Source organism: Peribacillus sp. NPDC097675 (genome assembly GCF_050277655.1).
GTDB lineage: Bacteria > Bacillota > Bacilli > Bacillales > DSM-1321 > Peribacillus.
In genome coordinates this window covers 40,315-64,715 of record NZ_JBNNSK010000009.1, presented here as the reverse complement: position 1 = coordinate 64,715, position 24,401 = coordinate 40,315, and the positions used below count along the sequence as shown (strand labels likewise).

The 24,401-nt window shown below is 38.3% G+C and carries 21 protein-coding genes; 16 read left to right on the top strand and 5 right to left on the bottom strand.

What is annotated here, in order from left to right:
* Window positions 1-88: 88 nt before the first annotated feature.
* The 5 genes from ACQKL5_RS14310 (at window position 89) to ACQKL5_RS14290 (ending at window position 6,744) form a co-directional block, all read left to right on the top strand.
* Window positions 89-856, top strand: a complete 768-nt coding sequence (locus ACQKL5_RS14310) for a hypothetical protein (RefSeq protein WP_427609558.1) — start codon at window positions 89-91, stop codon at window positions 854-856.
* A gap of 196 nt (window positions 857-1,052) precedes the next feature.
* Window positions 1,053-2,048: a cation diffusion facilitator family transporter gene (locus tag ACQKL5_RS14305; RefSeq protein ID WP_427609557.1), complete on the top strand. Its 996-nt coding sequence runs from the start codon at window positions 1,053-1,055 to the stop codon at window positions 2,046-2,048.
* 140 nt (window positions 2,049-2,188) lie between these two features.
* Window positions 2,189-2,932, top strand: a complete 744-nt coding sequence (locus ACQKL5_RS14300; protein ID WP_427609556.1) for a Cof-type HAD-IIB family hydrolase — start codon at window positions 2,189-2,191, stop codon at window positions 2,930-2,932.
* Between the two features lie 153 nt (window positions 2,933-3,085).
* Window positions 3,086-4,084: an NAD(P)H-dependent flavin oxidoreductase gene (locus ACQKL5_RS14295; protein WP_427609555.1), complete on the top strand. Its 999-nt coding sequence runs from the start codon at window positions 3,086-3,088 to the stop codon at window positions 4,082-4,084.
* A 266-nt stretch (window positions 4,085-4,350) separates the two neighbouring features.
* Window positions 4,351-6,744: a YhgE/Pip family protein gene (locus ACQKL5_RS14290; protein ID WP_427609554.1), complete on the top strand. Its 2,394-nt coding sequence runs from the start codon at window positions 4,351-4,353 to the stop codon at window positions 6,742-6,744.
* 114 nt (window positions 6,745-6,858) lie between these two features.
* Here ACQKL5_RS14290 and ACQKL5_RS14285 read toward each other — a convergent pair whose 3' ends face one another.
* Together ACQKL5_RS14285 and ACQKL5_RS14280 are read right to left on the bottom strand one after the other, a co-directional pair.
* On the bottom strand, window positions 6,859-7,458 hold the full coding sequence (locus ACQKL5_RS14285) for an exonuclease domain-containing protein (RefSeq protein ID WP_427609553.1): 600 nt from the start codon (window positions 7,456-7,458) through the stop codon (window positions 6,859-6,861).
* A gap of 217 nt (window positions 7,459-7,675) precedes the next feature.
* Window positions 7,676-8,302, bottom strand: coding sequence for a CAP domain-containing protein (locus tag ACQKL5_RS14280; protein WP_427609552.1), 627 nt, complete (start codon window positions 8,300-8,302; stop codon window positions 7,676-7,678).
* A 347-nt stretch (window positions 8,303-8,649) separates the two neighbouring features.
* Here ACQKL5_RS14280 and ACQKL5_RS14275 point away from each other — a divergent pair, with 347 nt between their 5' ends.
* The 8 genes from ACQKL5_RS14275 (at window position 8,650) to ACQKL5_RS14240 (ending at window position 17,964) form a co-directional block, all read left to right on the top strand.
* Window positions 8,650-9,885, top strand: coding sequence for an NAD(P)/FAD-dependent oxidoreductase (locus ACQKL5_RS14275; RefSeq protein WP_427609551.1), 1,236 nt, complete (start codon window positions 8,650-8,652; stop codon window positions 9,883-9,885).
* 61 nt (window positions 9,886-9,946) lie between these two features.
* Window positions 9,947-10,498 carry a GNAT family N-acetyltransferase gene (locus tag ACQKL5_RS14270; protein WP_427609550.1) on the top strand — a complete coding sequence of 184 codons (552 nt, stop codon included), beginning with the start codon at window positions 9,947-9,949 and terminating at the stop codon, window positions 10,496-10,498.
* A 769-nt stretch (window positions 10,499-11,267) separates the two neighbouring features.
* Complete coding sequence (locus ACQKL5_RS14265; protein WP_427609549.1) at window positions 11,268-12,902, top strand: peptide ABC transporter substrate-binding protein; 1,635 nt, start codon at window positions 11,268-11,270, stop codon at window positions 12,900-12,902.
* A gap of 119 nt (window positions 12,903-13,021) precedes the next feature.
* Entirely contained in the window at window positions 13,022-13,951 is a 930-nt protein-coding gene (locus tag ACQKL5_RS14260) for an ABC transporter permease (RefSeq protein ID WP_427609720.1), read from the top strand.
* On the top strand, window positions 13,951-14,880 hold the full coding sequence (locus ACQKL5_RS14255) for an ABC transporter permease (RefSeq protein WP_427609548.1): 930 nt from the start codon (window positions 13,951-13,953) through the stop codon (window positions 14,878-14,880). The genes ACQKL5_RS14260 and ACQKL5_RS14255 overlap by 1 nt, the downstream gene beginning before the upstream one ends.
* A 47-nt stretch (window positions 14,881-14,927) precedes the next feature.
* A complete protein-coding gene (locus tag ACQKL5_RS14250; RefSeq protein ID WP_427609547.1) occupies window positions 14,928-15,938 on the top strand; it encodes an ABC transporter ATP-binding protein in 1,011 nt (336 codons plus the stop codon).
* A 12-nt stretch (window positions 15,939-15,950) separates the two neighbouring features.
* The gene (locus ACQKL5_RS14245) at window positions 15,951-16,943 is read left to right on the top strand and encodes an ABC transporter ATP-binding protein (RefSeq protein WP_427609546.1); all 993 of its coding nucleotides are present in this window, start codon (window positions 15,951-15,953) and stop codon (window positions 16,941-16,943) included.
* Window positions 16,944-17,133: 190 nt separating this feature from the next.
* Window positions 17,134-17,964 carry an enoyl-CoA hydratase-related protein gene (locus ACQKL5_RS14240; RefSeq protein WP_427609545.1) on the top strand — a complete coding sequence of 277 codons (831 nt, stop codon included), beginning with the start codon at window positions 17,134-17,136 and terminating at the stop codon, window positions 17,962-17,964.
* 227 nt (window positions 17,965-18,191) lie between these two features.
* Here the strand turns inward: ACQKL5_RS14240 and ACQKL5_RS14235 are convergent, their stop codons facing one another.
* Together ACQKL5_RS14235 and ACQKL5_RS14230 are read right to left on the bottom strand one after the other, a co-directional pair.
* Window positions 18,192-18,392: a cold-shock protein gene (locus ACQKL5_RS14235; protein ID WP_025908891.1), complete on the bottom strand. Its 201-nt coding sequence runs from the start codon at window positions 18,390-18,392 to the stop codon at window positions 18,192-18,194.
* Window positions 18,393-18,573: 181 nt separating this feature from the next.
* Entirely contained in the window at window positions 18,574-19,539 is a 966-nt protein-coding gene (locus ACQKL5_RS14230) for a D-2-hydroxyacid dehydrogenase (RefSeq protein ID WP_427609544.1), read from the bottom strand.
* A 392-nt stretch (window positions 19,540-19,931) separates the two neighbouring features.
* Between ACQKL5_RS14230 and ACQKL5_RS14225 the strand changes: the two genes are divergently transcribed.
* The 3 genes from ACQKL5_RS14225 to ACQKL5_RS14215 all read left to right on the top strand — a co-directional run bounded on the left by ACQKL5_RS14225 (window position 19,932) and on the right by ACQKL5_RS14215 (window position 23,114).
* On the top strand, window positions 19,932-21,272 hold the full coding sequence (locus tag ACQKL5_RS14225) for an aspartate aminotransferase family protein (RefSeq protein WP_427609543.1): 1,341 nt from the start codon (window positions 19,932-19,934) through the stop codon (window positions 21,270-21,272).
* A 345-nt stretch (window positions 21,273-21,617) separates the two neighbouring features.
* Window positions 21,618-22,232, top strand: a complete 615-nt coding sequence (locus ACQKL5_RS14220; protein ID WP_427609542.1) for an NUDIX hydrolase — start codon at window positions 21,618-21,620, stop codon at window positions 22,230-22,232.
* 81 nt (window positions 22,233-22,313) lie between these two features.
* A complete protein-coding gene (locus ACQKL5_RS14215) occupies window positions 22,314-23,114 on the top strand; it encodes an endonuclease I family protein (RefSeq protein ID WP_427609541.1) in 801 nt (266 codons plus the stop codon).
* A gap of 124 nt (window positions 23,115-23,238) precedes the next feature.
* On the opposite strand, the gene ACQKL5_RS14210 is transcribed toward ACQKL5_RS14215, so the two are convergent.
* Window positions 23,239-24,297, bottom strand: a complete 1,059-nt coding sequence (locus ACQKL5_RS14210) for a lactonase family protein (RefSeq protein ID WP_427609719.1) — start codon at window positions 24,295-24,297, stop codon at window positions 23,239-23,241.
* Window positions 24,298-24,401: the final 104 nt, after the last annotated feature.

Sequence of the window (24,401 nt, the reverse complement as noted above, 5' to 3'; positions counted from 1 at the left end):
TTTTGAGCGTAATCGTGATCATTCATTTTGCAACTTTGCATTCCTTTGCTAATATATAAGCATACAGAATTTAATAGGAGTGTTGACTATGGCTGAAACTCCAGCAGAAACTAAAGATTTGGTTCACTACATAGAACCTAAGGGAGACTTCATTGCTTTTTCGGATGAGGAGGATTATTTGGCGAAAGGATTAGAATGGAAATTATTCACTGCGAGATCAGTGAAAAAAGAACTAGTATATAAAAGTGGAAGTCATCAAGAAAAAGTCAAATTGGCCGGTTATGAACAATATGGTAACGGTCTGGATACAATTGTTGTTGAATTTGAAAATGGCAGGCAAAGTTGTATTCATCCAGCTTATTTAAAGGAAATGCAAAGTTCAAGTTTTGGGAAAGAATTATTGAGCGGTCCCGTTGCTTCGATAGCATTAACGGGAGTGGAACAGGAAGTGAAGGAAAAGGCAACAGAGGATCTTGGTGAGCTTATTAAAGCTCCGAAAACTGAACCAAAAAAAGAGAAGCCAAAGAGTAAAAAGAAGGAAGCCATACCGAAACTGGACTTACCGACTGACAAAGTACATTTTAGGGCAACGGTTAAAGAGTTTACAGCCAAAATGAATCATTTTACAGGCGAAGAGGATGAGGTGGTCTTACTGGAAAATGTAAAAGTAACCACAGAGCCAGAACTAGTCATTGGGGATGCATGGTGTGGTTATAGTAAAACATTAAAAAAGGTTGAACTTGTAGAAGGAGACTCTCTAGAATTTGACGGAAAAGTCATAGAGAAAAAATACAATAAAGAAATTCGTTATAAAGTAAACAACCCATCCAAATTGGTTAAAAGTACGGAAGCTTGATACTAAAATTAAATTTCAAAAAAGTGGTAATAGACCCTTGGTCTACTACCACTTTTTTTGTTGATATGAAAGTTAAATACGATTGGATGGCCCTGGGTAACTACGACCCCGTTTTCCTTTTATTATGATTCATTTAAAAGGCTTTGGAGATACTACACCTTATAAAATCATAAAAAGTGAAGAGGGTATGCCTGATATGAAAAAAATAATGTTAATGCTTAAGAATGGTAATAAATCAGCTTTTATAGCGGCATGTGTTAATGGCATCATCGCCATTTTAAAGGGAATTGCCTATTTTATGACCGGAAATGTCGCGATGTTTGCCGAAACGCTTCACTCTTTGGGGGATGCTGCCAATCAATTTTTCGTTTTCATTGGTTCTGCCTTAAGTAAAAAGGCACCGACCGAGCGCTTCCCGGAAGGCTTTGGCCGTTTGGTGAATCTGGTGCTTTTAGGAGCGGTATTGATTGTTGGGATAATGTCTTATGAAACGATAAAGGAAGGCTTCCATCATATCTTGCACCCTACCGAATCAACTGGGATTATCATTAACATAACTGTTTTATTAGCGGCGGTTTTGCTAGAATCCTTTGTTCTGTTTAAAGCGATGAAAGAAGTGGTTAAAGAAGTGAATATCGAAGCAAAGGGGGCTGCTGCGGTTATAGTGAAAAGCTTTTCGGGTTTAAGACGTGCAAAACCAGCCACAAAACTGGTGTTTATGGAAGATATGGTAGCAACAGGTGGTGGTCTACTTGCAATCATAGCGATTTTACTGGCATATTTCACTCCATTTAAGCAAGCGGAAGGGGGAGCTTCCGTATTCATTGGACTCGGCATGTTCTACGTGGTGGGCAGGGTATTCCTTGAAAATGCAGCAGGGGCACTGGGTGAAGCCGATATTGATATGCGCATGAAAATAGGATCGTTGGTAATGAATGATCCAGAAGTGCGCGATATTCAGAAACTTGCTGTTATCAAAGAAGGAGAGAACTTTCATGTGGAGCTGGAGATAGAACTCGATGCACATATTACAATTGCTGAGGCGGATATTATTAAAGACAGATTAATTGCAGCAATCTTCAAGGAAAGAGGAGTAACCGATGTCATAATAGAATTTGATGAAAATGACGGGATTTCAAAATGGGAAGAACGAATTCGCTCTGACTTAAATGAAAGGGATAAGAAGAAATAATTGAATTTGGGCACGTCATGATCCTAAATTTCTGAAGAATATAAGATTATCTTCCTTAAACAATCAGATTGCTTCCTTGAAGAAGTAAGATACAGTATGCTATAAGTATCTACATAGTAAAAGAGGAAGGGTGTATATACATGGATAATATAGACATAAAATTAGTTGCACTCGATATGGATGGGACACTTTTAAATCAAAAAGGAGAGATTTCTGAAGGGAATCGACGTGCAATTAAAGAAGCCGAGAATCAGGGAGTCCACGTCGTATTAAGTACGGGAAGAGCTTTTGCGACTTGCAATGACTTTGCGAAGTCAATGGAACTTCAATCATATTTAATCACCGTTAATGGAAGTGAAATATACAATAACGACGGTGATTTGGTGGAAAGGCATCTTGTAGATAGTGAATCCATACAATGGATGTGGGAATTGAGTCAAAAGCATGGAACTTATTTTTGGGCGACAAGCTCTGATCAAGTCTACCGGGATGAAATGCCCGAAAAAATTTCGGACTTAAAATGGCTTAAATTCGGGTTTAATACGAACGACGATACCATTCGTCAACTGATTATGGATGAGCTGAGAACAAAGGCGAATTTAGAAATAAGTAATTCTAGTCCTACTAATATTGAAGTGAATGCTCTTGGTGTCAATAAGGCAAAAGCTATTAACCGTGTTTGTTCAATGTTGGGTTTAACAATGGATCACGTTATGGCAGTAGGAGATAGCTTAAATGACCTTGCCATGATTCAAGAAGCAAAATTGGGCGTGGCCATGGGGAATGCGCAGCAAATCGTTAAGGACAAATCGGATTGGATCACTTCGAATAATCAAGAAGATGGAGTGGCCAAAGCAATAAGGAAATGGGTTCTATCTAATTAAATGAGAGCTGCATGTGGAAAATTCCATATGCAGCTTTTTTATAACCTTACACTTTACCTCCGAGAAATTATCCCTTGAAAATTATGTATTTTAGAAGTATGATAATTCCGTAGTGTAATATTTTGGTAAAATATTAAAAATGGAGGTTTTTTGATGAGTAAAACCATTCCTGAGCATTGGTGGAAGCAACTTTCTTTACCAGTGATAGCAGCACCCATGTTTTTAATTTCTGGCCCGGAATTAGTGAAAGAATGTTGCTTAAATGGAGTAATAGGCTCGTTTCCTGCTCCCAATGCTAGACCTATCGAAGTATTGGACCAGTGGATGGGTGAGATTAACAATACACTCATTTCGGCAAGGGATAAGGATCCAAACAGCAAAATCGCTCCTTGGGCAATGAACATGGTTGTACACCGTACGTACAGCCGCCTTGAGGAAGAATTGGAATTGGTCAGAAAGCACCAACCTCCCATCGTCATCACTTCACTAGGATCACCTAAACATATTGTAGAAGTTGTACATAGCTATGGAGGCCTCGTATTTTCGGATGTAAGTAATGTGGATTTTGCAAAAAAAGCGGCCGAAACCGGCGTGGATGGATTAATCCTAGTTGCTTCAGGCGCTGGTGGACATGCAGGAGAAATAAATAGTTTTGCTTTTGTGGACAGTGTCAGGACATTTTGGGATGGGATCATTCTACTCGCTGGATCAATTAGTACGGGTCATAGTATATTGGCAGCCCAAGCGGCAGGAGCTGACTTAGCCTATATGGGGACCCGTTTCATCGTGTCAAAAGAGAGCATGGCAAATGATGAATATCGTCAAATGCTTGTAGATTCGAATCAAGATGATATCATCTTGACTGACGCATTTTCAGGTGTGAATTGCAATATGCTTAAGCCGAGTATAAGAAAAGAGGGAATGGACCCAGATCGATTAGCAAAAAAGGAAAATGTGGATTTTGACAGCATGTCCAAATCTTCTGAATCAAAAGCATGGCGCGATATATGGTCTGCAGGTCATGGGGTCGGAGCAATAAAGCAGGTTGATACCACTGCTGGTATTATTAAGCAACTGGAAAAAGAATATCAAGAATCTCTTGAAAGAATGAAGGAACAGACAGATAAACTGAGAGGTACCATATCAAGATAAATTGAAAGCGCTTTAAGTAATATCAAAGTGTTATGAAGTAGAGGGTCCATAGAATGGGCCCTCTACTTTTAATGAACCTTAAATTATATAAAATGGCGGTGTAAAACCAAGATCTAAGGTCTGGGACTGCTTTAAAAAAATCCCTTTCATTTCTATATTCTAAAGATAATAAGGTTGATAAATAACTGAGGAAATGGTATATTACTCGCAGATAATGACTAAATGAATGAATTGGTCAGTACTTCTTGAAGGAGGATTTGCAAATCATGTTTAAATCGTTAAAGGGAGAATTTTTGGCGATTATAAAAAATCCAATAATACTAATTTCTATAATAGGGATTATGACTGTTCCACTTCTTTATAGTGGGACGTTCTTATGGGCATTTTGGGATCCATATGGAAAGGTTGATCAATTACCGGTTGCGATTGTCAATAACGACAAGGGTGCCAGTTTTAATGACGAGGAACTGACCATAGGAAAAGATCTAGTGAAAGAATTGAAAGAAAAGCAAGATTTTGATTGGCATTTTGTGAGTCAAAAGGAAGCGGATCAGGGGCTTAATAATCTGGATTATTATATGAAAATAGAAATTCCAGAAAATTTCTCTAAGAACGCAACCACTTTACAAGACGATGAACCGGAGAAATTGGATTTAATTTATACATCCAATGAAGGCTATAACTATATCTCTACTAAGATTGGGGATGCCGCTTCAGAAAAAATCAAATCAGAGGTTTCTTCAGCAGTCACTAAAACTTATGCTGAATCGATGTTCGATAATTTGCAAGATGTCGCTAACGGTCTTAAAACTGCAAGTGATGGTGCGGGTGAGCTGAAAGATGGTACCGATACAGTAAGAGACGGAACAAAAGAGCTAGGTTCTGGCATTAAATCTGCCAAAGAAGGCGCAGAACAAGTAGATGATGGAATTAGTTCTGTTCAGTCTGGCTCGGTTGAAATCCAAAATAATCTTGAAAAATTGGCAGAAAAATCGATAACATTTTCAGCTGGTGTGGGATCAGCGGCTAATGGATCAAAAGACCTTAATCAAGGTTTACAACAATTCAATTCAGGTTTTGATCAAATGAAAGAAGGACAAACGGAACTTTTAGAGGGAGCCAAGAAATCTGAAGCCGGAACTGGTACCTTAGCTGCAGGTTTGCAACAATCATTGGAAGGTTTCAATCAGATTGAAGAAAAACTCCCTAGTTTGTCCGAGGGGGCAAATGGAGTAGCTACGGGTGCTAGTCAGCTTTCCTCCTCTTTGACAGATTGGAGTACAGCTGCCAATGAAACAAAAGCAGGTGCGTCTCGTGTTTCTTCAGGACTCGATGAAGTCATTTCCGGTCTAAGACAACAATCTCAGTCTTCAGAGGATGCCACTGAACAAGCTCGATTGGAAGGTCTTATTACGAAATTGACTGAAATTAGTGAGGGAAGCAAGGGAGTTTCTGAAGGAGTAGGTAAACTCTCAAACAGTGCTTCTGAAATTTCCAAAGGCGGTACAAATCTTAGTGATGGTGCTAGTCAATTGGGAAAAGGAACGGATGCTCTTAGTGATGGTTTTACCCGATTGTCCGAGGCACAAGGAAAACTGGCTAGTGGAGCAAGTGAACTAGAAAGTGGTCAGGGACAATTGGTAGCCGGATTAACCACATTCGGTGAAAGTATAGATTCTGCCCAGAGCGGACTAGGTCAATTAACGGAAGGAAGTAACAATTTAGTTGCTGGACTTGACCAATTGGAAGATGGTTCTAAGCAATTATCCAATGGGACTTCACAACTTTCCGAAGGATCGAAAAGCCTGGTTGCAGGAACTGATAAGCTGAAAGATGGTTCATCAAGCTTGACCAATGGAATGGGTGAATTGGCCAATGGAGCAATCAAGCTGGAAGATGGCGTGGCTAAACTTTCGGATGGATCAAAAGAATTACATGATGAATTGAAAGATGGGGCAGACGAAGCAAGTGATATCAAAGCGGATGATGATGTATATGATATGTTTGCAAGCCCAGTGAAAGTCGATAAAATGCCAATAAATAATGTACCGAATTATGGAACTAGTTTTGCTCCATATTTGGTATCATTGAGTTTATTTATTGGAGCAATCGTTTTGACAATCATCTTCCCGATGAGGGATCCTGTAGTCATTCCTGAAAATGGTTTCGGTTGGTTTATCAGTAAGTATGGTGTCATGGCATTAGTAGGATTATGTCAAGCCATCTTGGTGGATTTAGTATTAATTCTAGGACTGGAAATTGAAGTGACAAATATTCCGTTATTCTTCATGATTAGCATTTTGGCTAGCTTGACGTTTATGGCAATCATTCAATTCCTAGGTGCAGCCTTTGACAATCCAGGGCGTTTTATCGCCTTGTTGATTATGATCCTTCAGCTGACTAGCAGCGGGGGAACATTCCCGAACGAATTGGTTCCTAGTTTCTTACAACACTTTACACCATTCTTACCTATGACATACTCGATTAATGCGTTTAGAGCGGTTATATCCACAGGGGATTATAACTTTATGTGGCATAACCTTAGCATCTTGGCTATTTTCTTAGTAGTGGCTTTGATTCTATCTATCATTTACTATAGCTTGAAATTCAAAAAGCAAAAAAATACATTTGCTGAAAAAGAGGATGAAGCATCAGTATAAGGATAATAATTAGAGTCAATGAGTTTTTTAGAGAGTAGGGCTATTTTCATTGATGGAGTTATGAAAGTAATATAAAAAAAACGGGAAAATTCAAATGAATTTTCCCGTGTTTTTTTATACGTGAGATTTTTCAGAAGTAGGTGTATATTTTCTCATTGGATTTTTATTGATAACATCCTTCAGATAGGGAAGACCGACAGGGTTGGTTTTTTGCAACAGTTTTATTAAATATGAAATGTCATCCAGGGCCCGATGAGTTTGAAAGTTTGTGATGTTATGGGCTTGAAGAAGGGTTAACAGTTTACTATTTACGAAACCATATTGTTTCCAAGGAACATTTCTCATTGTACAAAACCACTTTTGATCATTGATTTCTGGGTACATCTGATAGAGAAAACTGCGATCAAAGGAAGCGTTATGGGCAAATATTGAATCAGCACGGTCAATGTATGACCTGATTTTTTCATCGTGAAAGCTTTTGCCTTCTACCGAACTATATGGTATGCCATGGACTCTATATGCTTGATTATAATTTTTTCTTGCTTGATAAGAGAGTGGCTCTCTTAAGAAAGAATCCTGGTCAATAAAATTTAAAATTTCTCCAGTCTCGCTGTTATAGGTGAAAAGGATAAGAGCGAGCTCGATAATTTCATCCGAGTTCGGTCGTAATCCAGTTGTCTCCACATCCAGCACCAAACCTAATCTATTAGACAATTGATTCTCCTCCAATGTTTACTTTTATCCATTATATCTGAAATTTATAATCTAGCGTAGGATAATATCTGTCAATATATCGGGTATAAGCTACAGTATGATATCAAGTTATAAAGAGATAGGGAGAAATAGATGAGAAAATTTAGGCTTTTTTTCAACTGAGGTTGATGGGGATCATGAAGAAAAAAATGCAGCAATTATGCTGCACTTAAACTCCCTATTTTCCAATGAATTGCTGCGTCCAATAGCGGCTGTATGTACCGCCTTTAGCATATCCAATTCCTAAATGAGTATAATTCTTATTCAGGATGTTAGCTTTATGGCCGGCACTGTTCATCCATGATTTCATCACCGAAGCTGCACTGGTTTGGCCGGCTGCGATATTTTCACCTGCATATGTATAACTAATTCCAAATGACTTCATCATTTCAAAAGGTGAGCCATTTGTAGGGCTCGTATGCGAGAAATAGTTATTATCACGCATATCTTCTGATTTCGCTTTTGCTACCTTCGAAAGTTCTTCATCCATCTTCAGTTCCTTCAGTCCCGCCTGTGTACGTTCCGCATTTACTAAATCAAGGATCTGTTGTTCAATCGATGAGCTATTAGCCTGAACTGTTGCATTTTTAGTGGTGGGTAAGGAGATGGCTTGTCCGACTTTAATCTTATTAGGATCATCTACTGTAGGGTTTGCTATAAGCAAATCGGAAAGGCTGATTTGTTGTTCAGTAGCGATTTTAGTTAAAGTATCCCCATCAGTAACTGTGTAGATATCTGCACCTAGTGCTACGGTTGGGCTTAGCAACGATAAAGTTAGTACGGATGATAAAATAATTTTCTTCATTTGATTTCCTCCTGTTACGAAAATTCCTGAATGAGAATCCAGTATGCTATAAAATTAGGAAAACGTAAACTGGATTATTTTAGAAAGTGAAAAAACTAGGAATAAAGGGATAGTAAAGAGGTGAATTTTAATAGGTACATACTAACTAGATATCATAACAAGATGATTTCATTAGGCCTATGGGTGTATGAGGCATACACAAATAATTGTTTAGAAAGCATTATTTTACGTTTGTGATTGATTATGATTAGGGTAAAGAAGGATTAGGATTACAGGACCTCTGAGGATGTAAATAGAACTATTTAACAAGTCCAAGACTGGAAAAACATAGGAAGGTGAAGATAAGGATGGATTTAAAATCGGGAAAGTTATATTGGAATGAGACGTATAAAGAACAAATGAAATATCCGACATTAGAAGAAGATATCACGTGTGATGTTTGCATCGTAGGATCTGGATCATCGGGTGCTCATTGCGCTTATTTTTTGGCGGAAACTGGGCTTAATGTCGTTCTTGTTGATAAGAGGGATTTAAGTACTGGAAGCACGGTTGCGAATACAGGTCTTTTACAATATTCAAATGATAAAACATTGACTTCCTTGATTAATAGTTTTGGAGAAGAAGCTGGAACACGGCATGTTCAGCTTTGCTTGGAAGCCATACATACGCTTGAAAGAAAGGTTGTCCCCAGCCTAGCTGATGATCCAGACTTTAAGATTAGAAAAAGTTTATATTACGCTTCTAATCCTGATGATGTGCATATGCTGCAAGAAGAATATCACAATCTTAAAACTCACAACTTTCCGGTTGAGTACTATTCGGAAGAAGAGATAGGGAAACATTTTTCCTTTTTAAAAGCAGGAGCACTTGTAACGGGAAATGACGCAGAAATCAATCCATATAAACATGCACATTTATTGGTAAAAAAAGCTTATGAACAGGGTGTTCGTATATTTTCAAACACGACCATCAATGGAAAGATTTTAAAGGATGATCATACGGAATTGAAAACTGATTCCGGGCATTCCATTAGGGCCCAACATGTCATTTTCGCAACAGGCTATGAAGCCCAAGAAGAGGTGAAAGATCCGAATGCTGTAATCCTGAGTTCCTATGCCATTGCAACGAATCCAATAGCTGATATCGCCAAATGGGATGAAGGGATGATGATATGGGAAACAGCAAGGCCCTATTTATATGCAAGGAAAACAGTTGATAATCGAATTATTATAGGAGGTCTTGATGAAAAAACAACATACCTTGAAAAGAGAGATTCGAAGATTATTCATAAGCGGGATGAATTATTGAAACAGCTAGTCGGATTGTTCCCAGAGTTGGAGAAAGTGGTCCAAGCAGATTATTATTGGGGGGCATTCTTTGGTGAGTCACATGATGGTTTACCGACGATTGGAATATACCCGGATTACCCCCATTGCTATTTTTTAATGGGGTATGGTGGAAATGGGACAGTTTATAGTGTAATTCTCTCACAAATCATAAGAGATTTGATAACAAAGAATAGACATCCCGATTCAGCTTTATATCTAAAGGAAAGATCTTTTATGCAAGGGAAAGTCCATTAAACAGGAAACACGCCCTTTAAAGTAGAATAACGATATAGGATGATTATTGGGGTGATAAGGGATGAAGTTTCCTGAATTAGAGACAGAAAGGCTGCATCTGGTTGAAATATGTCGCCAGCATTCAGAAAGTCTGTTTGATATCCTTTCAAGAGAAGAAGTAACCCGTTATGGCGGAATTGAAACATTGCATAGGATGGAAGAGTCTTATCGGATTATCAACTCGTTTAGAAGCTCTTTTATTAATCAAAGAGGAATTCAATGGGGTTTGGTCTTAAAGGATACAGGAAAGTTCATCGGTACTGTGGGTTTAAATCAATTGAACAAATCTAATAAAAGAGCAGAAATAGGATACGAAGTTCACCCTGATTATTGGAGACAATACTTTACTTGTGAAGCGGTCAGAGAAATATTACGATTTTCTTTTCAAGAACTCGAACTACATCGCATTGCTGCATTAGCTTTTCCTAATAATCTGGCATCGACTGGACTTTTGAAAAAAGTTGGATTTTCAGAAGAAGGAAAGCTTAGAGATTTTGTCTACTTAAACAATCAATCTCAAGATGTCTTAATCTTTTCCTTATTGAAAGCTGAGTTTTCACTTTGGGGAAGCTAAAGGAATTATAAAGTAATTATTTCGAGTTTATTAGGTTGGTTCTTCCTGCTAAAATAACAGAATTCCAGTTCATTATCATTTCAAAGTGATCTAATGGGGGCTTTGTTTATATTAATTTTCTTTAAGTGGGTTCCTCTTTTATACGCACGGAATAAGGATTTGAAACACTCGATGCCATGGAGCAACGAGTGTTTTTTTGTGTTCATGGAAATTGGTGTTGATTTATTCGGGGAAAGTCATCGTTTAGGAGGCTGAATAAACAGCAACGTTAATTAAAGGTTAAAATGCTAGAGGGGTGTAGAAATATTGGTCTTCCTTCCACTTAAGTGAAGCTTTTTGACCATGATGATAAATAGAAGGAAGCAATAAGTTATGAATGACTCTTTTCAAAGATATGAGAATAGTCATGTTAATAAGTAATTTGTAACAAAAGATTACATATCAAGGGTAATTGATAGATAATTTTAATTTTTTGTAATATTTTGAAGGGTTTAACATTTTTAAGTCGAATATAATCATATTGCCCTTTTGCGAGGTTTGAAAGGAAGGTGGTTTTAAGCTATTAAACTGCTGTTTTTTTTGGTGTCCCGAGGAAAAAAGAGTAAATGTGCAAGCGGTTTGCTAATCTATTTTAGTGAATGAGCTTTAAACTTCTAACTAATCCTCGCAGATAATTTTCGGGATGAACCAAGTCGGTAGTTGATAGAAGCAAGATAAGGGAAACCCTAGAATGGGGACTCGAAAGAAATATAAATGAGGGGGAAAACGTTTGAAAAAGTCTAAATTTTCAGTACTATCATTATTTTTAGTAATGATACTTGTACTGGCCGCTTGTAATGGAGGTTCTAAGGAAACTTCAAATGAAAAAGAAGAAGGCACTAGCAAATCAAATGGTCCAAAAGTTTTAAATGTGAATAACTCTTCTGAACCAGGATCACTTCATCCTGCTAAAGCGCAAGGGACCCATGATTCATGGATTCTACATCATACTTTTGAAGGGCTGACAAAGAAAACGGAGGAAGGTAAGATTGTTCCTGCCGTTGCAGAGTCATGGGATACTAGCAAAGATGGTAAGACATGGATTTTCAAACTTAAAGATGGTTTGAAATGGTCGAATGGCGATCCAATCACTGCCAATGATTTTGAATACGCGTGGAAATATGCTTTGAATCCTGATACTGCTGCTGACTATGCTTACCAGCTTTATTATCTTAAAGGGGGAGAAGCTTACAATAGTAAAAAGGGTAAGGAAGAGGATGTTGGTGTAAAAGCTACTGATGATCTAACATTAGAGGTTGTTTTGGAAGAGCCTACTCCATACTTCCTAGATCTAACATCTTTCTATGCTTTATTTCCTATCGATAAAAAAGTCCAAGAAGAAAATCCGGATTGGGCGCTTGAGGCAAAAACTCATGTTTCGAATGGTCCTTTCAAGTTAACTGAATGGAAACATAAAGAGAACATTAAAATCGAGAAAAATGACAATTATTATGATAAAGATAAAATTAAATTGGATGCTGTAAATTTTGCTCTTATAGAAGATGAGAATACAGCATGGCAAATGTATGAAAATGGTGAACTAGATTTGGCCTATCCACTTCCAGTGGACAAACAAGGTCAATTGGTGAGTTCTGGAGATAAGGAATTCAACAATGGTCCAGATCTTGCAGTGTACTATTACAATTTAAATACTAAAGTAAAACCGTTCAATAATATTAAAGTCAGAAAAGCTCTTTCCATGGCTATCGATAGAAAAATGATCACGGAGAATGTTACACAAGGTGGCCAACAGCCAGCGTATGGTATTGTCCCTCCAGGGATTCCTGATGCAACTGGGGATTTCCAAGAAAATACTGGGAACCTATTCGAAGAAAATGTAGATGAAGCTAAAAAGTTATTAAAAGAAGGTCTTGCTGAAGAGGGTATGAAAAAAATGCCTAACTTCTCCATTTTGTTTAATACATTAGATGCCCATAAGAAGATTGCTGAAGCCGTCCAAGAAATGTGGCGCAAAAATTTAGGTGTTGAAGTCAAACTGGAAAATGCTGAATTCCAAGTTAAGTTGGATCGGGAAAAAGCAGGAGACTTCCAAATTTCACGTGCTGGCTGGATTGGTGATTATGTTGATCCAATGACATTCATGCTTTGGGAGACTGATGGCGCTTATAATGATGCCGATTGGTCTAACAAGGAATACGACAAGTATCTTAAGGAATCAAAAACTGCATTGAAACCAGAAGATCGCATGCCTATTCTACACAAAGCTGAAAAAGTATTAATTGATGAAATGCCGATTATCCCGATTTACTTCTATACTAAACCATATATGGTTAAATCGAATGTTACAGGGATTTATGCACCAATCAACGAATATCCTAGCTTTATTTATGCAGATAAAAAATAAAGGCAAGATAGTGATGGGAGGTATGTCCGTTTAAGGACATACCCCATTTTTCAGTTGAAAATTTCATGAATTCATTTCTGCTTTAAACTTCTATGAAAACGAGAATTGAGGTGATTACCATGTTGAGATATACGATGAATCGATTAAAATGGGCGATTATAACTTTATGGGCGGTCATAACGATCACTTTTATCATAATGCATACCATACCAGGAAATCCTTTCGCCAAAGAAGGGGTAATGCCTCCTGCTGTTTACGATAACCTACAAGCACACTATGGCTTGGATAAACCGTTGCTGTCACAATATGGAAATTATTTATTGGAAGTACTTAGGTTTGATTTTGGTCCTTCATTAAAATCATCATCCATATCGGTGAACGATTACATAGTGAACGGATTTCCAGTTTCCTTACACCTAGGTGCGCAAGCGTTAGCCATCGCTATCTTTTTTGGGCTAATTTTAGGTGTGATAGCTTCTTTGTATCGAAATAAATGGCCTGATTACCTGTCAATGATCATTGCGATTGTAGGAATATCTGTTCCTAACTTTATCTTAGCTACTGTTTTGATAAATTACCTTGCCATTGAATTCAAAATTCTTCCGGTTGCTACGTGGGCAACATGGAAACATACCATTTTGCCTTCCATTGCCTTATCGATGATGCCGCTCGCTTTTATTGCAAGATTGATGCGGACGAGCATGTTAGAAGTCATGGGTCAGGATTACATATTGACCGCAAAGGCCAAAGGTTTGAAAAGAAGTAGCGTCATTATAAAACATGCAATCCGAAATGCCATATTGCCTGTCATTACGATCCTCGGTATACTGACGGCTAATATTGTCACGGGAAGTTTCATTATAGAACGTATTTTTGGAATTCCTGGGATGGGTGAGATGTTTGTTAAAGGAATCTTCAATCGGGATTACCCGGTTATTCTTGGTTCCACGATTGTGTATAGTGCCGTACTAATCATATTGATTTTCATAGTAGATGTAGCCTATACGTTGATTGACCCGAGAATTAAAGTGACGGGGGAGAGTAAATAATGGCAGAAAAAGTGCAATTAACTGAAGATATGTTCTCGCCCGCAGAAGATAATTTCAAGGAAGCAGAAAAAATTTCTAGGGCAACTGTGTCATTCTGGTCCGATGTATGGCGAAGATTTAAACAAAACAAGCTTGCCATGACTGGGTTTATCCTTATTGTCCTATTAGGATTGATGGCCATTTTTGGTCCTTATATGAATGGATATTCCTATTACGAACAAGATTTCGCCAAAAAGAATCTTAGGCCAAATGCTGAACATTGGTTTGGTACGGATACAGCAGGAAGAGACCTATTCACAAGAGCGTGGTATGGGGCAAGGATATCCTTATTTATTGGATTGATGGCTGCACTCATCGACTTCATTATAGGGGTCATTTATGGGGGGATTTCAGCGATACGAGGTGGACGCACAGATAATTTAATGATGCGGTTTGCTGAGGTAATTTATGCAATTCCATACCTCTTGATGGTTATCTTAATGATGGTCGTTTTAAATCCCGGTATATTACCGATAATCATTGCGATGACGATTACAGGTTGGATTCCCATGGCACGTTTGGTTCGAGGTCAAGTATTACAGCTAAAGGAAAATGAATATATTCATGCAGCTACCATATCTGGAGCTAATACGAATTGGAAATTAAGGAAACATATGATACCCAATACAATGGGGCCAATCTTAGTGAATTTAACTTTGACAGTTCCTTCTGCAATATTTGCTGAGGCGACGTTAAGCTTTTTAGGGCTGGGTGTCCCAGCGCCACAGGCTAGCTGGGGAACACTGACGAGTGATGCTTTAGGAAGCATTTTAGTCGGTAACTTCTATCAGCTTTTAATTCCAGCCATACTAATTTCTATCACCATGTTTGCCTTTAATGTAGTGGGCGATGGTCTTCAGGATGCACTGGATCCAAAGCTTAGAAAATAATAGAGTCCTAATCATAAAGATATTGAACTAGAATAGGAGGGACGAGGATGGGGAACTTATTAGAGGTCAATGATTTACATATCACCTTCCATACGTATGCTGGTAAAGTACAGGCTGTTCGCGGCGTAGACTTTCAAGTGAAAAAAGGGGAAGCCATTGGGATAGTCGGGGAGTCGGGATGCGGAAAAAGCGTAACCGCGAAATCGATTATGAGATTATTGGAAACACCCCCGGCACAGTATGATAAAGGGTCGATCATGTTTAATGGTAAGGATCTCGTAAAAGCGAGTGAAAAGGATATGCAAAGGATCCGGGGGAATGACATCAGTATGATATTTCAAGATCCGATGACTTCACTTAATCCGACTACGAAAATAGGAACCCAGATTATGGAATCTATTTTAAAGCATAAAGATATTTCTCGAAAAGAGGCTTATGAAATTGCACTTGAAACATTAAAATTGGTTGGCATCCCTCAACCTGAAAGAAGGTTGCAGCAATATCCGCATGAATTTTCCGGGGGAATGCGTCAGCGGGCAATGATTGCGATAGCCCTTGCCTGTGATCCCCAATTATTGATTGCTGATGAACCAACCACGGCATTGGATGTGACGATCCAAGCACAAATTTTAGAACTTATGAAAGACATCCAACAAAGGATGAACACTTCCATAATTCTAATTACCCACGATTTGGGTGTGGTCGCAGAAACTTGTGATCGTGTAATCGTTATGTATGCCGGAACGGTTGTGGAAACGGGGACGGTAGAAGCTATATTCGCAAACCCGCAGCACCCCTATACTAAAGGACTGCTCAAAACCGTGCCTAGGCTTGATATGGAGAAAACGAACCCGCTGGTTCCGATCATCGGGTCTCCTCCCGATTTATTAGATCCGCCCAAGGGTTGCCCATTTTACCCTAGATGTGAATATGCAATGAAGGTTTGTAAGGATCATAATCCAGAACTTGAAGAGGTGGAGGTAGGCCAGACAGCAGCATGCTGGCTACACCATCCGATGGCAAAAGCAACAAGAGATCAAACCACAACAAATGTATAAAGGAGGAGAGTCATGGTATCACTAAAAAATGAGTCATTAAAAGAAAAGACCCTCAGCAATAGGACTCCTCTTGTTGAAGTGAAAAACTTGAAGAAATATTTTTCTATTGGTTCGGAATCCTTAAAAGCTGTGGATGGATTGGATTTAACGATATTTGAAGGAGAAACGGTCGGGCTTGTTGGCGAGAGTGGTTGTGGTAAATCAACGGCAGGTAGAACGATTACACGACTTTATGAGCCTACAGATGGTGAAGTCCTTTTTCAGGGAAAAAACATTTTTGACTATAAACAAAGTGAAATGTCGCAGGTCCGCCGGGAAATCCAAATGATATTCCAGGACCCATATGCTTCATTAAATCCACGTATGAAGGTAGAGGAATTAATTGGTGAGCCTCTTGCTATTCATGGGATTTTGAAGGGCAAAGAAAAAAAGAAAAGAGTGGAGGACTTGCTGAAGCTTGTCGGATTAAATCCAGAACATATCAGCCGGTTCCCTCATGAATTCAGTGGTGGTCAACGTCAGCGTATCGGAATTGCACGAGCATTGGCCCTAAACCCAAAATTTATTGTCTGTGATGAACCCATATCGGCCCTTGATGTTTCTATTCAAGCACAAGTAGTAAATTTACTGAAAGAATTACAAAAGGATATGGGATTGACTTATTTATTCATTGCTCATGACTTGTCAATGGTAAAGTATATTTCAGACCGTATTTTAGTTATGTACTTAGGGCGAATGATGGAACTCTCTGACAGTGACTCCCTTACAAAGGATCCACTTCATCCGTATACCCAGGCTTTACTTTCAGCCGTCCCTATTCCAGATCCTACGGTTAAGAGGGAACGGATTGTACTTCAAGGTGATGTGCCTAGTCCAATTAATCCACCCAGCGGGTGCGTGTTCCGGACACGTTGTCCAAAAGCTATGGAAGTGTGCTCTAGTGCTGTGCCAGAATGGAAGGAACAAAAACCAGGACATTTCGTTGCTTGTCATTTATATTGGTAACTCAATAAGAAGACCGGTTGGCACATACTGCAACTGGTCTTTTTTATATGTGGACTATTTACGTACAATATTTTAAAAATTCATCCCTTAATTCTTTGATTTTGAAGATAAAACATATAAAATGTAATTATATGTAAAAATAGTTCAGATTAAAGAATGCCTACACCCTGTGATATAAGGAGGAGTAACAGTGTATTCTACAGTTAATACCGAAATGGTTGATCATGTCCTTATCATTACACTAAATCGTCCTGAAAGATTGAATGCTTTTAATGAGAAGATGTGTCAAGAGCTGATAGACATCTTTGATATGGCAGATGAAAATGATGATGTAAGAGCTATTATTTTGACTGGAGCAGGAAAAGCTTATTGTTCTGGAATGGATTTGGAAAAGGGTGTAGAAACATTTATGGATCATACTCCCTTGGTGGAGTATCGTGATGCTGGAGGGGTCTTATCTTTACGGATATTTGATATGAAGAAACCAATTATAGCGGCAATTAATGGTTCGGCCATCGGCATTGGAATTACCATGACATTACCGATGGATATTCGGATTGCATCATCCGACGCGGAAATGAGCTTTGACTTTGCAAAGCGTGGGATTACAATGGAGGCTTGCAGTGGATGGTTCCTACCAAGACTTGTCGGTATGGGGAAGGCAACTGAATGGGTGTTTACTGGTGGAATGATTTCCGCTCAGGAAGCCCATGAGTCTAGATTAGTAAACGAGATCGTAGAGCCCGATCAGTTGATGATAACTGCCCTGAAGATTGCCACTGACATAGCGGTAAATACATCATCCATTTCCGTAACCTTGTCAAGGCAGCTTATGTGGACTATGTTGGGAGCTTATCATCCGGTTGAATCGCATAAAATTGAGTCCAAGATGATTCATTGGACTGGAAAACAAGCAGATGCACAAGAAGGTATCGGAGCTTTTCTTGAAAATAGGAAGGCTAAGTTTACTATGAAGAGTAGTACAGATATGCCACCTTTCTATCCATGGGGAGTTGAATGAAACTAGAAAATATCATATATAACGATGCTTAATAATAAGAATCGTTATTGTACTTTTCGGAAAAATTAGGGTTTCGTTTCTTTGTATGTTATACTTTGGTTACCATTTACTAAACCTGTTTCGTGTACCCCATCTATTGATGGGGTTTTTTTGTTATTTTTACTTACTAATCTGCAGACAAAAAAACAGACTCTACAAGTAGAGTCTGTTATATATATGAGATATTATTATGCTTTTTGAACGTTAGTAGCTTGGGGTCCGCGTTGACCTTGCTCAACTTCAAAAGTAACTGCTTGACCTTCGTCTAAAGATTTGAAACCTTCGCTTTGAATAGCTGAGAAATGTACGAATACATCGTCTCCATTTTCGCGTTCGATGAAGCCAAATCCTTTTTCTGCGTTAAACCATTTTACTTTACCTTGTTCCATTTTTGTTGCCTCCTAGTGTGAATCCACACATTGTGTTACTACCCTTGCTCATTTTTCAGAAGAAAAGTGATTCACTTATCAATCCTCACGAACAAAAATAATTCTTTTTAAGAATAACAGATACTGTCGGTTTTTGCAATGACTATAGTGCTGCTAACTTTTTGCAATATATTGAATAGTGCTAATAACCCTTTTTGTAATTAAGTAAATTGATTTCAGGTTTTTTTCCGAGGAGGTGGTTCTCTAAATTCGGAATGAATATATCTTCAATTAGGCGTTGATCGTAAAATTCAGTATTTCCTGAAGTATGAGGGGTAATGATGACATTGTCCATTTGCCAAAGTGGACTATTTGCTGGAAGCGGTTCAGTCTCAAATACATCAAGGCCGGCACCTGCAATCTGTTGGTCTTCAAGGGCCTGTATCAATTCATGTTGAATGACGATTGAGCCACGACCGATGTTCAAGAAGAAAGCAGAAGGTTTCATTAAGTTGAATTCATTTGTTCCGAACATATACCTTGTTTTAGAGGTTAAAGGTAAAGTAACAATAACGTAATCGCATCTTGGTAAAAAATCCTCTAATTGACTTTGTGTGAACATTTCATCCACGAATTCTTCTGACCTACCGGAATGACGAATCCCAAGCACAGTCATCCCGAAGGCTTTGGCAATTTTAGCTGTTTCCTTACCGATTTTTCCAACACCTATGATTCCGATTGTTTTATTATGAATTTCCTCTTTCATTTGAGCGTGATGCCATATTTTTTTCTGTTGTTGTTTAACATATGTATCTATTTTCCTTGTAAACGCAAGGAGCAAGGCAAAAATAGTCTCTGAAATGGGATAGGCATGCACGCCGTTTGCCGTGGTTACCTGAACATTAGCTTTTTCAAGAGTATCCAGTGGCAGAGCATTTACTCCTGCACTCCATGTCTGTATCCATTTTAGATTGTTTATTTTCTCACTTTCTATGAGTTTATTCATTTCTGTTTTCCAACCTACGATTATTTCAGCATCATGGATATGATTTCTCCAAATAGCCGGATCTTTACCCGTAATAATATTCCAATCAGGAATTAATACTTGTACTTTCTCCAATAATTGCTTATTCAAATTTTGGGCAATAATGATTTTCTGGTGGGTCATAAACATTCTCCTCTCTGTATCACTTTTCTGAATTATACGTAAACTGTTATCGGAATTCAATTAAACCCCTTTTTTAGACCATTATAATTGTTTAGACCGGGCGAGAAAGTGGGCATTTCAATTAAGCTATTAGAAGGCAAACAGAATGTTAAAATATTTATTCATTTACTATACAAAACGTCTAATGTAAAAGCTTCATTTTAAAAATATAATTAAAATTAGAAATAGAGTTGTATTGGAGAGTTCGATAAAGGCAGTTATAAATGATTTTGATACATGTAACCACTATATAAGTGGCATATGGAAATTCAAGGCTAGTTCCTGAAAAGGGAATAGGGATCGGTCATTATAGAGCGACCTTCTTTAGAGAATAGAAAGGGGTGGAGAGGTTTATGCAAGTTGAAAAGAGCATGAAAGATCTACAAGAAATGGATGATAAATATGTTTGGCATAATATGAAGGGTGCTGGACCGAATCCAGGAACGATGGTAGTTCAAAAAGGAAAGGGTGCCTGGATTACTGATATCGATGGAAATCGATACCTGGATGGCATGTCTGGGTTATGGTGTGTCAATGTTGGTTATGGTAGGGAAGAACTTGCAGAAGCAGCTTACGAACAGTTGAAAGAGCTTCCATATTCCCCATTGACGAACAGCCATGTACCAGCCATTAAACTTGCAGAGAAATTAAATGATTGGCTTGGCGGAGACTATGTGATTTTCTTTTCCAATAGTGGTTCAGAAGCAAATGAAGTGGCGTTTAAAATTGCCCGTCAGTTTCATCAGCAAAAAGGAAATCATGGACGTTATAAATTCATTTCCCGCTATCGGTCTTATCACGGGAATTCAATGGGGGCTTTGGCAGCAACCGGTCAGGCACAAAGAAAGTATAAATATGAACCACTTGCTCCAGGGTTTCTACACGTTACACCTCCTGATTCGTATCGTAATCCAGAGGATGAAAGTGGAGAGAAAAGTGCTTCTGAAATAGAGCGTGCCATCACGTGGGAAATGAGTGAAACAATAGCGGCAGTCATTATGGAACCCATTATAACGGGTGGCGGTATCCTAATGCCTCCAAAGGGATATATGAAAAGAGTGCAAGAAATATGTAATAAAAATGGCGTTCTTCTAATATCTGATGAGGTAATTTGCGGTTTTGGCCGTACGGGTAAGAAGTTCGGTTATATGAATTATGATGTACAGCCAGATATAATTACAATGGCAAAAGGAATTACGAGTGCATATCTTCCTTTATCCGCAACAGCTGTCAAAAGAGAAATATATGAAGCGTACGTTGGCAAAGAAGAGTATGATCGGTTTCGGCATGTAAATACATTTGGTGGTAATCCTGCATCATGCGCACTAGCTTTAAAAAATATGGAAATATATGAAAATGAAAACCTGATAGAACGCTCAAAAGAATTGGGACTACGTTTTTTAGAGGATTTAAATGAACTGAAATCCCATCCAAATGTTGGTGATGTACGTGGAAAAGGATTGTTAGTCGGAATAGAACTTGTGGAAGATAAACTAACTAAAAGTCCGATTGCTCTTTCCGAAATGAATAAAATTATTTCTGCATGCAAGCAGAAAGGATTGATTATCGGTAAAAATGGGGATACGGTAGCCGGCTTTAATAATGTATTGACATTGGCCCCCCCATTATGCATAACCGAAGAGGATTATGCGTTCATTGTAAAAACATTAAAACAAACTCTAGCAGAGTTATAGAGATACCCTTAAAATGGTGGAACAGAAGTTATATTATTCTGTTCTTTTTTTTCGTTTATTTTCGTCTGGAAATGATACACTGTAATCAAATATCTTGACTTACAAGGAAAATGGTTCAGTAAAGCTTCTTTAGTAAAGGAACAGATTCTTTAGCAATGTCACTCCTAGGATTCTAGTAGGATAATAGCACATTCTGATGAGATATGCTCTCACCTTTTTGTTTAAAAAATTGGTCAATTTGGTACATAATAAAAGTATGTATTTCAGTTCCGTGTGGTTTAAAATATAAAACTATTTAGAGGCAATCGGCATTGAAATTATTAACTCTCAAAAGAGGTGTAGTTCATGAATAATGAAGAAATAACGAAAAAATTAACTTTACATACGCCTGTTATTTTAGGAAGTGGAAATTTTTCGAAGTATGCAGTATTGTTACCACTTATCGAAAAGGAAGATGGAATACATGTCCTCTTCGAAGAGCGCTCACATCAACTAAGAAGGCAGCCAGGTGATATTTGTTTTCCTGGTGGAAGAATCGATCACAATGATTTGGATGAGCAGACAGCAGCCCTCCGTGAAACGCACGAAGAACTCGGGGTCAATATGGAAAATATTTATAATGTTTTTCCTATCGATTTTCTTGTTTCACCTTTTGGAATGATTGTTTATCCATACGTAGGCTTTATACCGAGGGATCAACAATTGGTACCAAATCCAGCTGAAGTTGAAACAGTTTTTACGGTCCCACTTTCTTTTTTTATGGAAAACCCTCCAGAAATATATCATGTGAGTTTTAATGTTGAGCCAGTAGAAAATTTCCCACACGATTTAATTGTAGGTGGGGAGAATTATAAATGGCAGCCAAGGCAGACAAAAGAATATTTCTATCAATACGAAGGTCGGGTCATTTGGGGCATGACGGCAACCATTCTTACCCACTTCATTGAAATTCTTCGCTAGACCCTTCTAAAGCACCTTTTCATTCTACCAAAACCCTAATAAACTTTAAGTATGGTAAAAATTAGTCGAAGGGGTGAAGGGATGAAGTACAATATGAAGCTATTAGAAATTGAACGGGAAAGAGCAATAGCAGAGCATAAAAGTTATAAAGTGAGTCGTGACTATTATGATGAAAAGGAAGATCAGAAAAGCCAAGAAACATATTATAACGGTGGCCGTTGGACGCGGAAGAAACTGAGTTCTTTACTGGAAATCTCACATACAAACAAACCGAGTTATTCTCCCCACCGTTTTTTGTATCCATGGATTGACCTTCAAGAAGACGGGAAATTGAAAAGCTTATATTCAGGGAAGGGTATGGATCCTGTCGAAGTCATAGAAGAAGATATTCGTGTACTTGAACAATTGTCTAAAGGGGGTCAGAACACTGAGACTACAAGTATGACCCTCAATTGTGAGCATGTTGTTCCTCAGTCATGGTTTAGTAAAAAAGAGCCAATGAGGGGGGATCTGCATCATTTATTTGCCTGTGAGCCGGCCTGTAATAGTAGCCGAGGGAATTTTCCCTACCATGACTTCATGGATTATATTCCAGAAGAATTGAAAGTGCGTGCTATAAAGGTGGGGTGTGGTAAAGCTGAAAAAGGGAAATTTGAACCTGAATACGGTAAAGGGATTGTGGCTAGGGCCACTTTATATTTTTTACTCCGATATGGAGGCATCATTGATCAAGATAAGGTTGATTTAACCCTTTTAATGGAATGGCATCGTCAATTCCCGGTCAGTCTTTATGAAAAACACCGAAATCAAGCCATATTCGAAGTGCAAGGTAACCGTAATCCATATATTGATTTTCCTGAAATGGCAGGTGAGTGGATTTAAAGGCTCATTGTATAGGGTCATGATTGTTGTTATATGGATAACATGAACACAAGTCGAAATAAAGTAAAGAGGATTGAGCAGTATTCAACTGCTTCAATCCTCTTATTTTTATATTAAAAACTAATTAAAGGAATTTTACGCAAACTGGGAAAGGTACTTTGATATCCTTTTGTAGTAAAGTTAGTTTTCCAGATTCCTCATTTCGAGAATATAACGTCAAGTTTCCAGATTCCTCATTAGAAGCAACTAGGAACTTTTCGCTCGGATCAAGGGAGAAGTCACGCGGCCAATTCCCCTCTGTGGAAACTAGTTCTACTAAGGTCAGCTTTCCGGTTTGCTCATCGGTTTGGAAGACGGCAATGCTATTGTGGCCGCGATTTGCAGCATAAACAAATTTTCCATCAGAAGAGATGTGAATGGCACTGCCTTGATTATTCTCCTGGAAATTTTCTGGGGTTGTGCGGATGGTTTGTAATTCAGAAAAACTTCCATTACGGTTGTCATAAGCTAATACAATGACTTCTGGTGCAAGTTCTGCCACTACATAGGCGATTTTTCCATTAGGATGGAAGGTCAGGTGTCTTGGTCCACTTCCCGGAGTTACTGTCAAACTATTTACTTTTTCTAATGATCCGTTATGTATCTCATAGGTGTTTATTTGATCAATTCCAAGATCTACGACCACAATGAATTTTTCATCCGGGGTAAATCCTGCATAATGTGCATGTGCCTTTTCCTGTCTCTCCTTATTTGGCCCCTTTCCTGTATGACGCACCGTGGATGTAACGCCGGAAGGGATGAAATCCGGATCGAGCTTATATGTTTCAATGATACCATCTCCGTAATTGGCGGTGGCTATAACGTTTTTATCACTATTTATACTGATATGGCAATAAGATCCATTCGGTGTGAGTTGCTTACCAAGGTAGGAAAGTTCACCAGACTCTTCGTCGATGGAGTACGCAGAAATACCGCCACTGCCTTCCTCTTTTAAAATGGCGTACAAATGTTTTTTATCTTCACTTATAGTGACATAAGTAGGATCTTTTAATTCTGCAGCAAGGGCTGGTGTTGTAATTTTCCCTTCATTTGGATCAAGTGTAAAGCGATAGATCCCTTGACTGTCCCCTTTAGTGTAAGTACCAATATACCCTGTGTATTTTTGTGACTGATTCCCCATAATAATTCCCTCCTAGAAAGATAATAAGTTTATTTTAACATATGAACTCATATATCTTTCCCCGAATTAAATGAAGTTGAACCTTGATTTACAATAAATTTTTCATT

What these genes read in the sequence shown, in the direction of transcription:
- ACQKL5_RS14255 (WP_427609548.1), top strand. Translation starts at nt 13,951, where the DNA reads ATGGCAGAAAAAGTGCAATTAACTGAAGATATGTTCTCGCCCGCAGAA.
- ACQKL5_RS14280 (WP_427609552.1), bottom strand. Translation starts at nt 8,302, where the DNA reads ATGAAGAAAATTATTTTATCATCCGTACTAACTTTATCGTTGCTAAGC.
- ACQKL5_RS14220 (WP_427609542.1), top strand. Translation starts at nt 21,618, where the DNA reads ATGAATAATGAAGAAATAACGAAAAAATTAACTTTACATACGCCTGTT.
- ACQKL5_RS14270 (WP_427609550.1), top strand. Translation starts at nt 9,947, where the DNA reads ATGAAGTTTCCTGAATTAGAGACAGAAAGGCTGCATCTGGTTGAAATA.
- ACQKL5_RS14250 (WP_427609547.1), top strand. Translation starts at nt 14,928, where the DNA reads ATGGGGAACTTATTAGAGGTCAATGATTTACATATCACCTTCCATACG.
- ACQKL5_RS14225 (WP_427609543.1), top strand. Translation starts at nt 19,932, where the DNA reads ATGCAAGTTGAAAAGAGCATGAAAGATCTACAAGAAATGGATGATAAA.
- ACQKL5_RS14215 (WP_427609541.1), top strand. Translation starts at nt 22,314, where the DNA reads ATGAAGTACAATATGAAGCTATTAGAAATTGAACGGGAAAGAGCAATA.
- ACQKL5_RS14305 (WP_427609557.1), top strand. Translation starts at nt 1,053, where the DNA reads ATGAAAAAAATAATGTTAATGCTTAAGAATGGTAATAAATCAGCTTTT.
- ACQKL5_RS14310 (WP_427609558.1), top strand. Translation starts at nt 89, where the DNA reads ATGGCTGAAACTCCAGCAGAAACTAAAGATTTGGTTCACTACATAGAA.
- ACQKL5_RS14235 (WP_025908891.1), bottom strand. Translation starts at nt 18,392, where the DNA reads ATGGAACAAGGTAAAGTAAAATGGTTTAACGCAGAAAAAGGATTTGGC.
- ACQKL5_RS14295 (WP_427609555.1), top strand. Translation starts at nt 3,086, where the DNA reads ATGAGTAAAACCATTCCTGAGCATTGGTGGAAGCAACTTTCTTTACCA.
- ACQKL5_RS14230 (WP_427609544.1), bottom strand. Translation starts at nt 19,539, where the DNA reads ATGACCCACCAGAAAATCATTATTGCCCAAAATTTGAATAAGCAATTA.
- ACQKL5_RS14245 (WP_427609546.1), top strand. Translation starts at nt 15,951, where the DNA reads ATGGTATCACTAAAAAATGAGTCATTAAAAGAAAAGACCCTCAGCAAT.
- ACQKL5_RS14275 (WP_427609551.1), top strand. Translation starts at nt 8,650, where the DNA reads ATGGATTTAAAATCGGGAAAGTTATATTGGAATGAGACGTATAAAGAA.
- ACQKL5_RS14260 (WP_427609720.1), top strand. Translation starts at nt 13,022, where the DNA reads ATGTTGAGATATACGATGAATCGATTAAAATGGGCGATTATAACTTTA.
- ACQKL5_RS14300 (WP_427609556.1), top strand. Translation starts at nt 2,189, where the DNA reads ATGGATAATATAGACATAAAATTAGTTGCACTCGATATGGATGGGACA.
- ACQKL5_RS14290 (WP_427609554.1), top strand. Translation starts at nt 4,351, where the DNA reads ATGTTTAAATCGTTAAAGGGAGAATTTTTGGCGATTATAAAAAATCCA.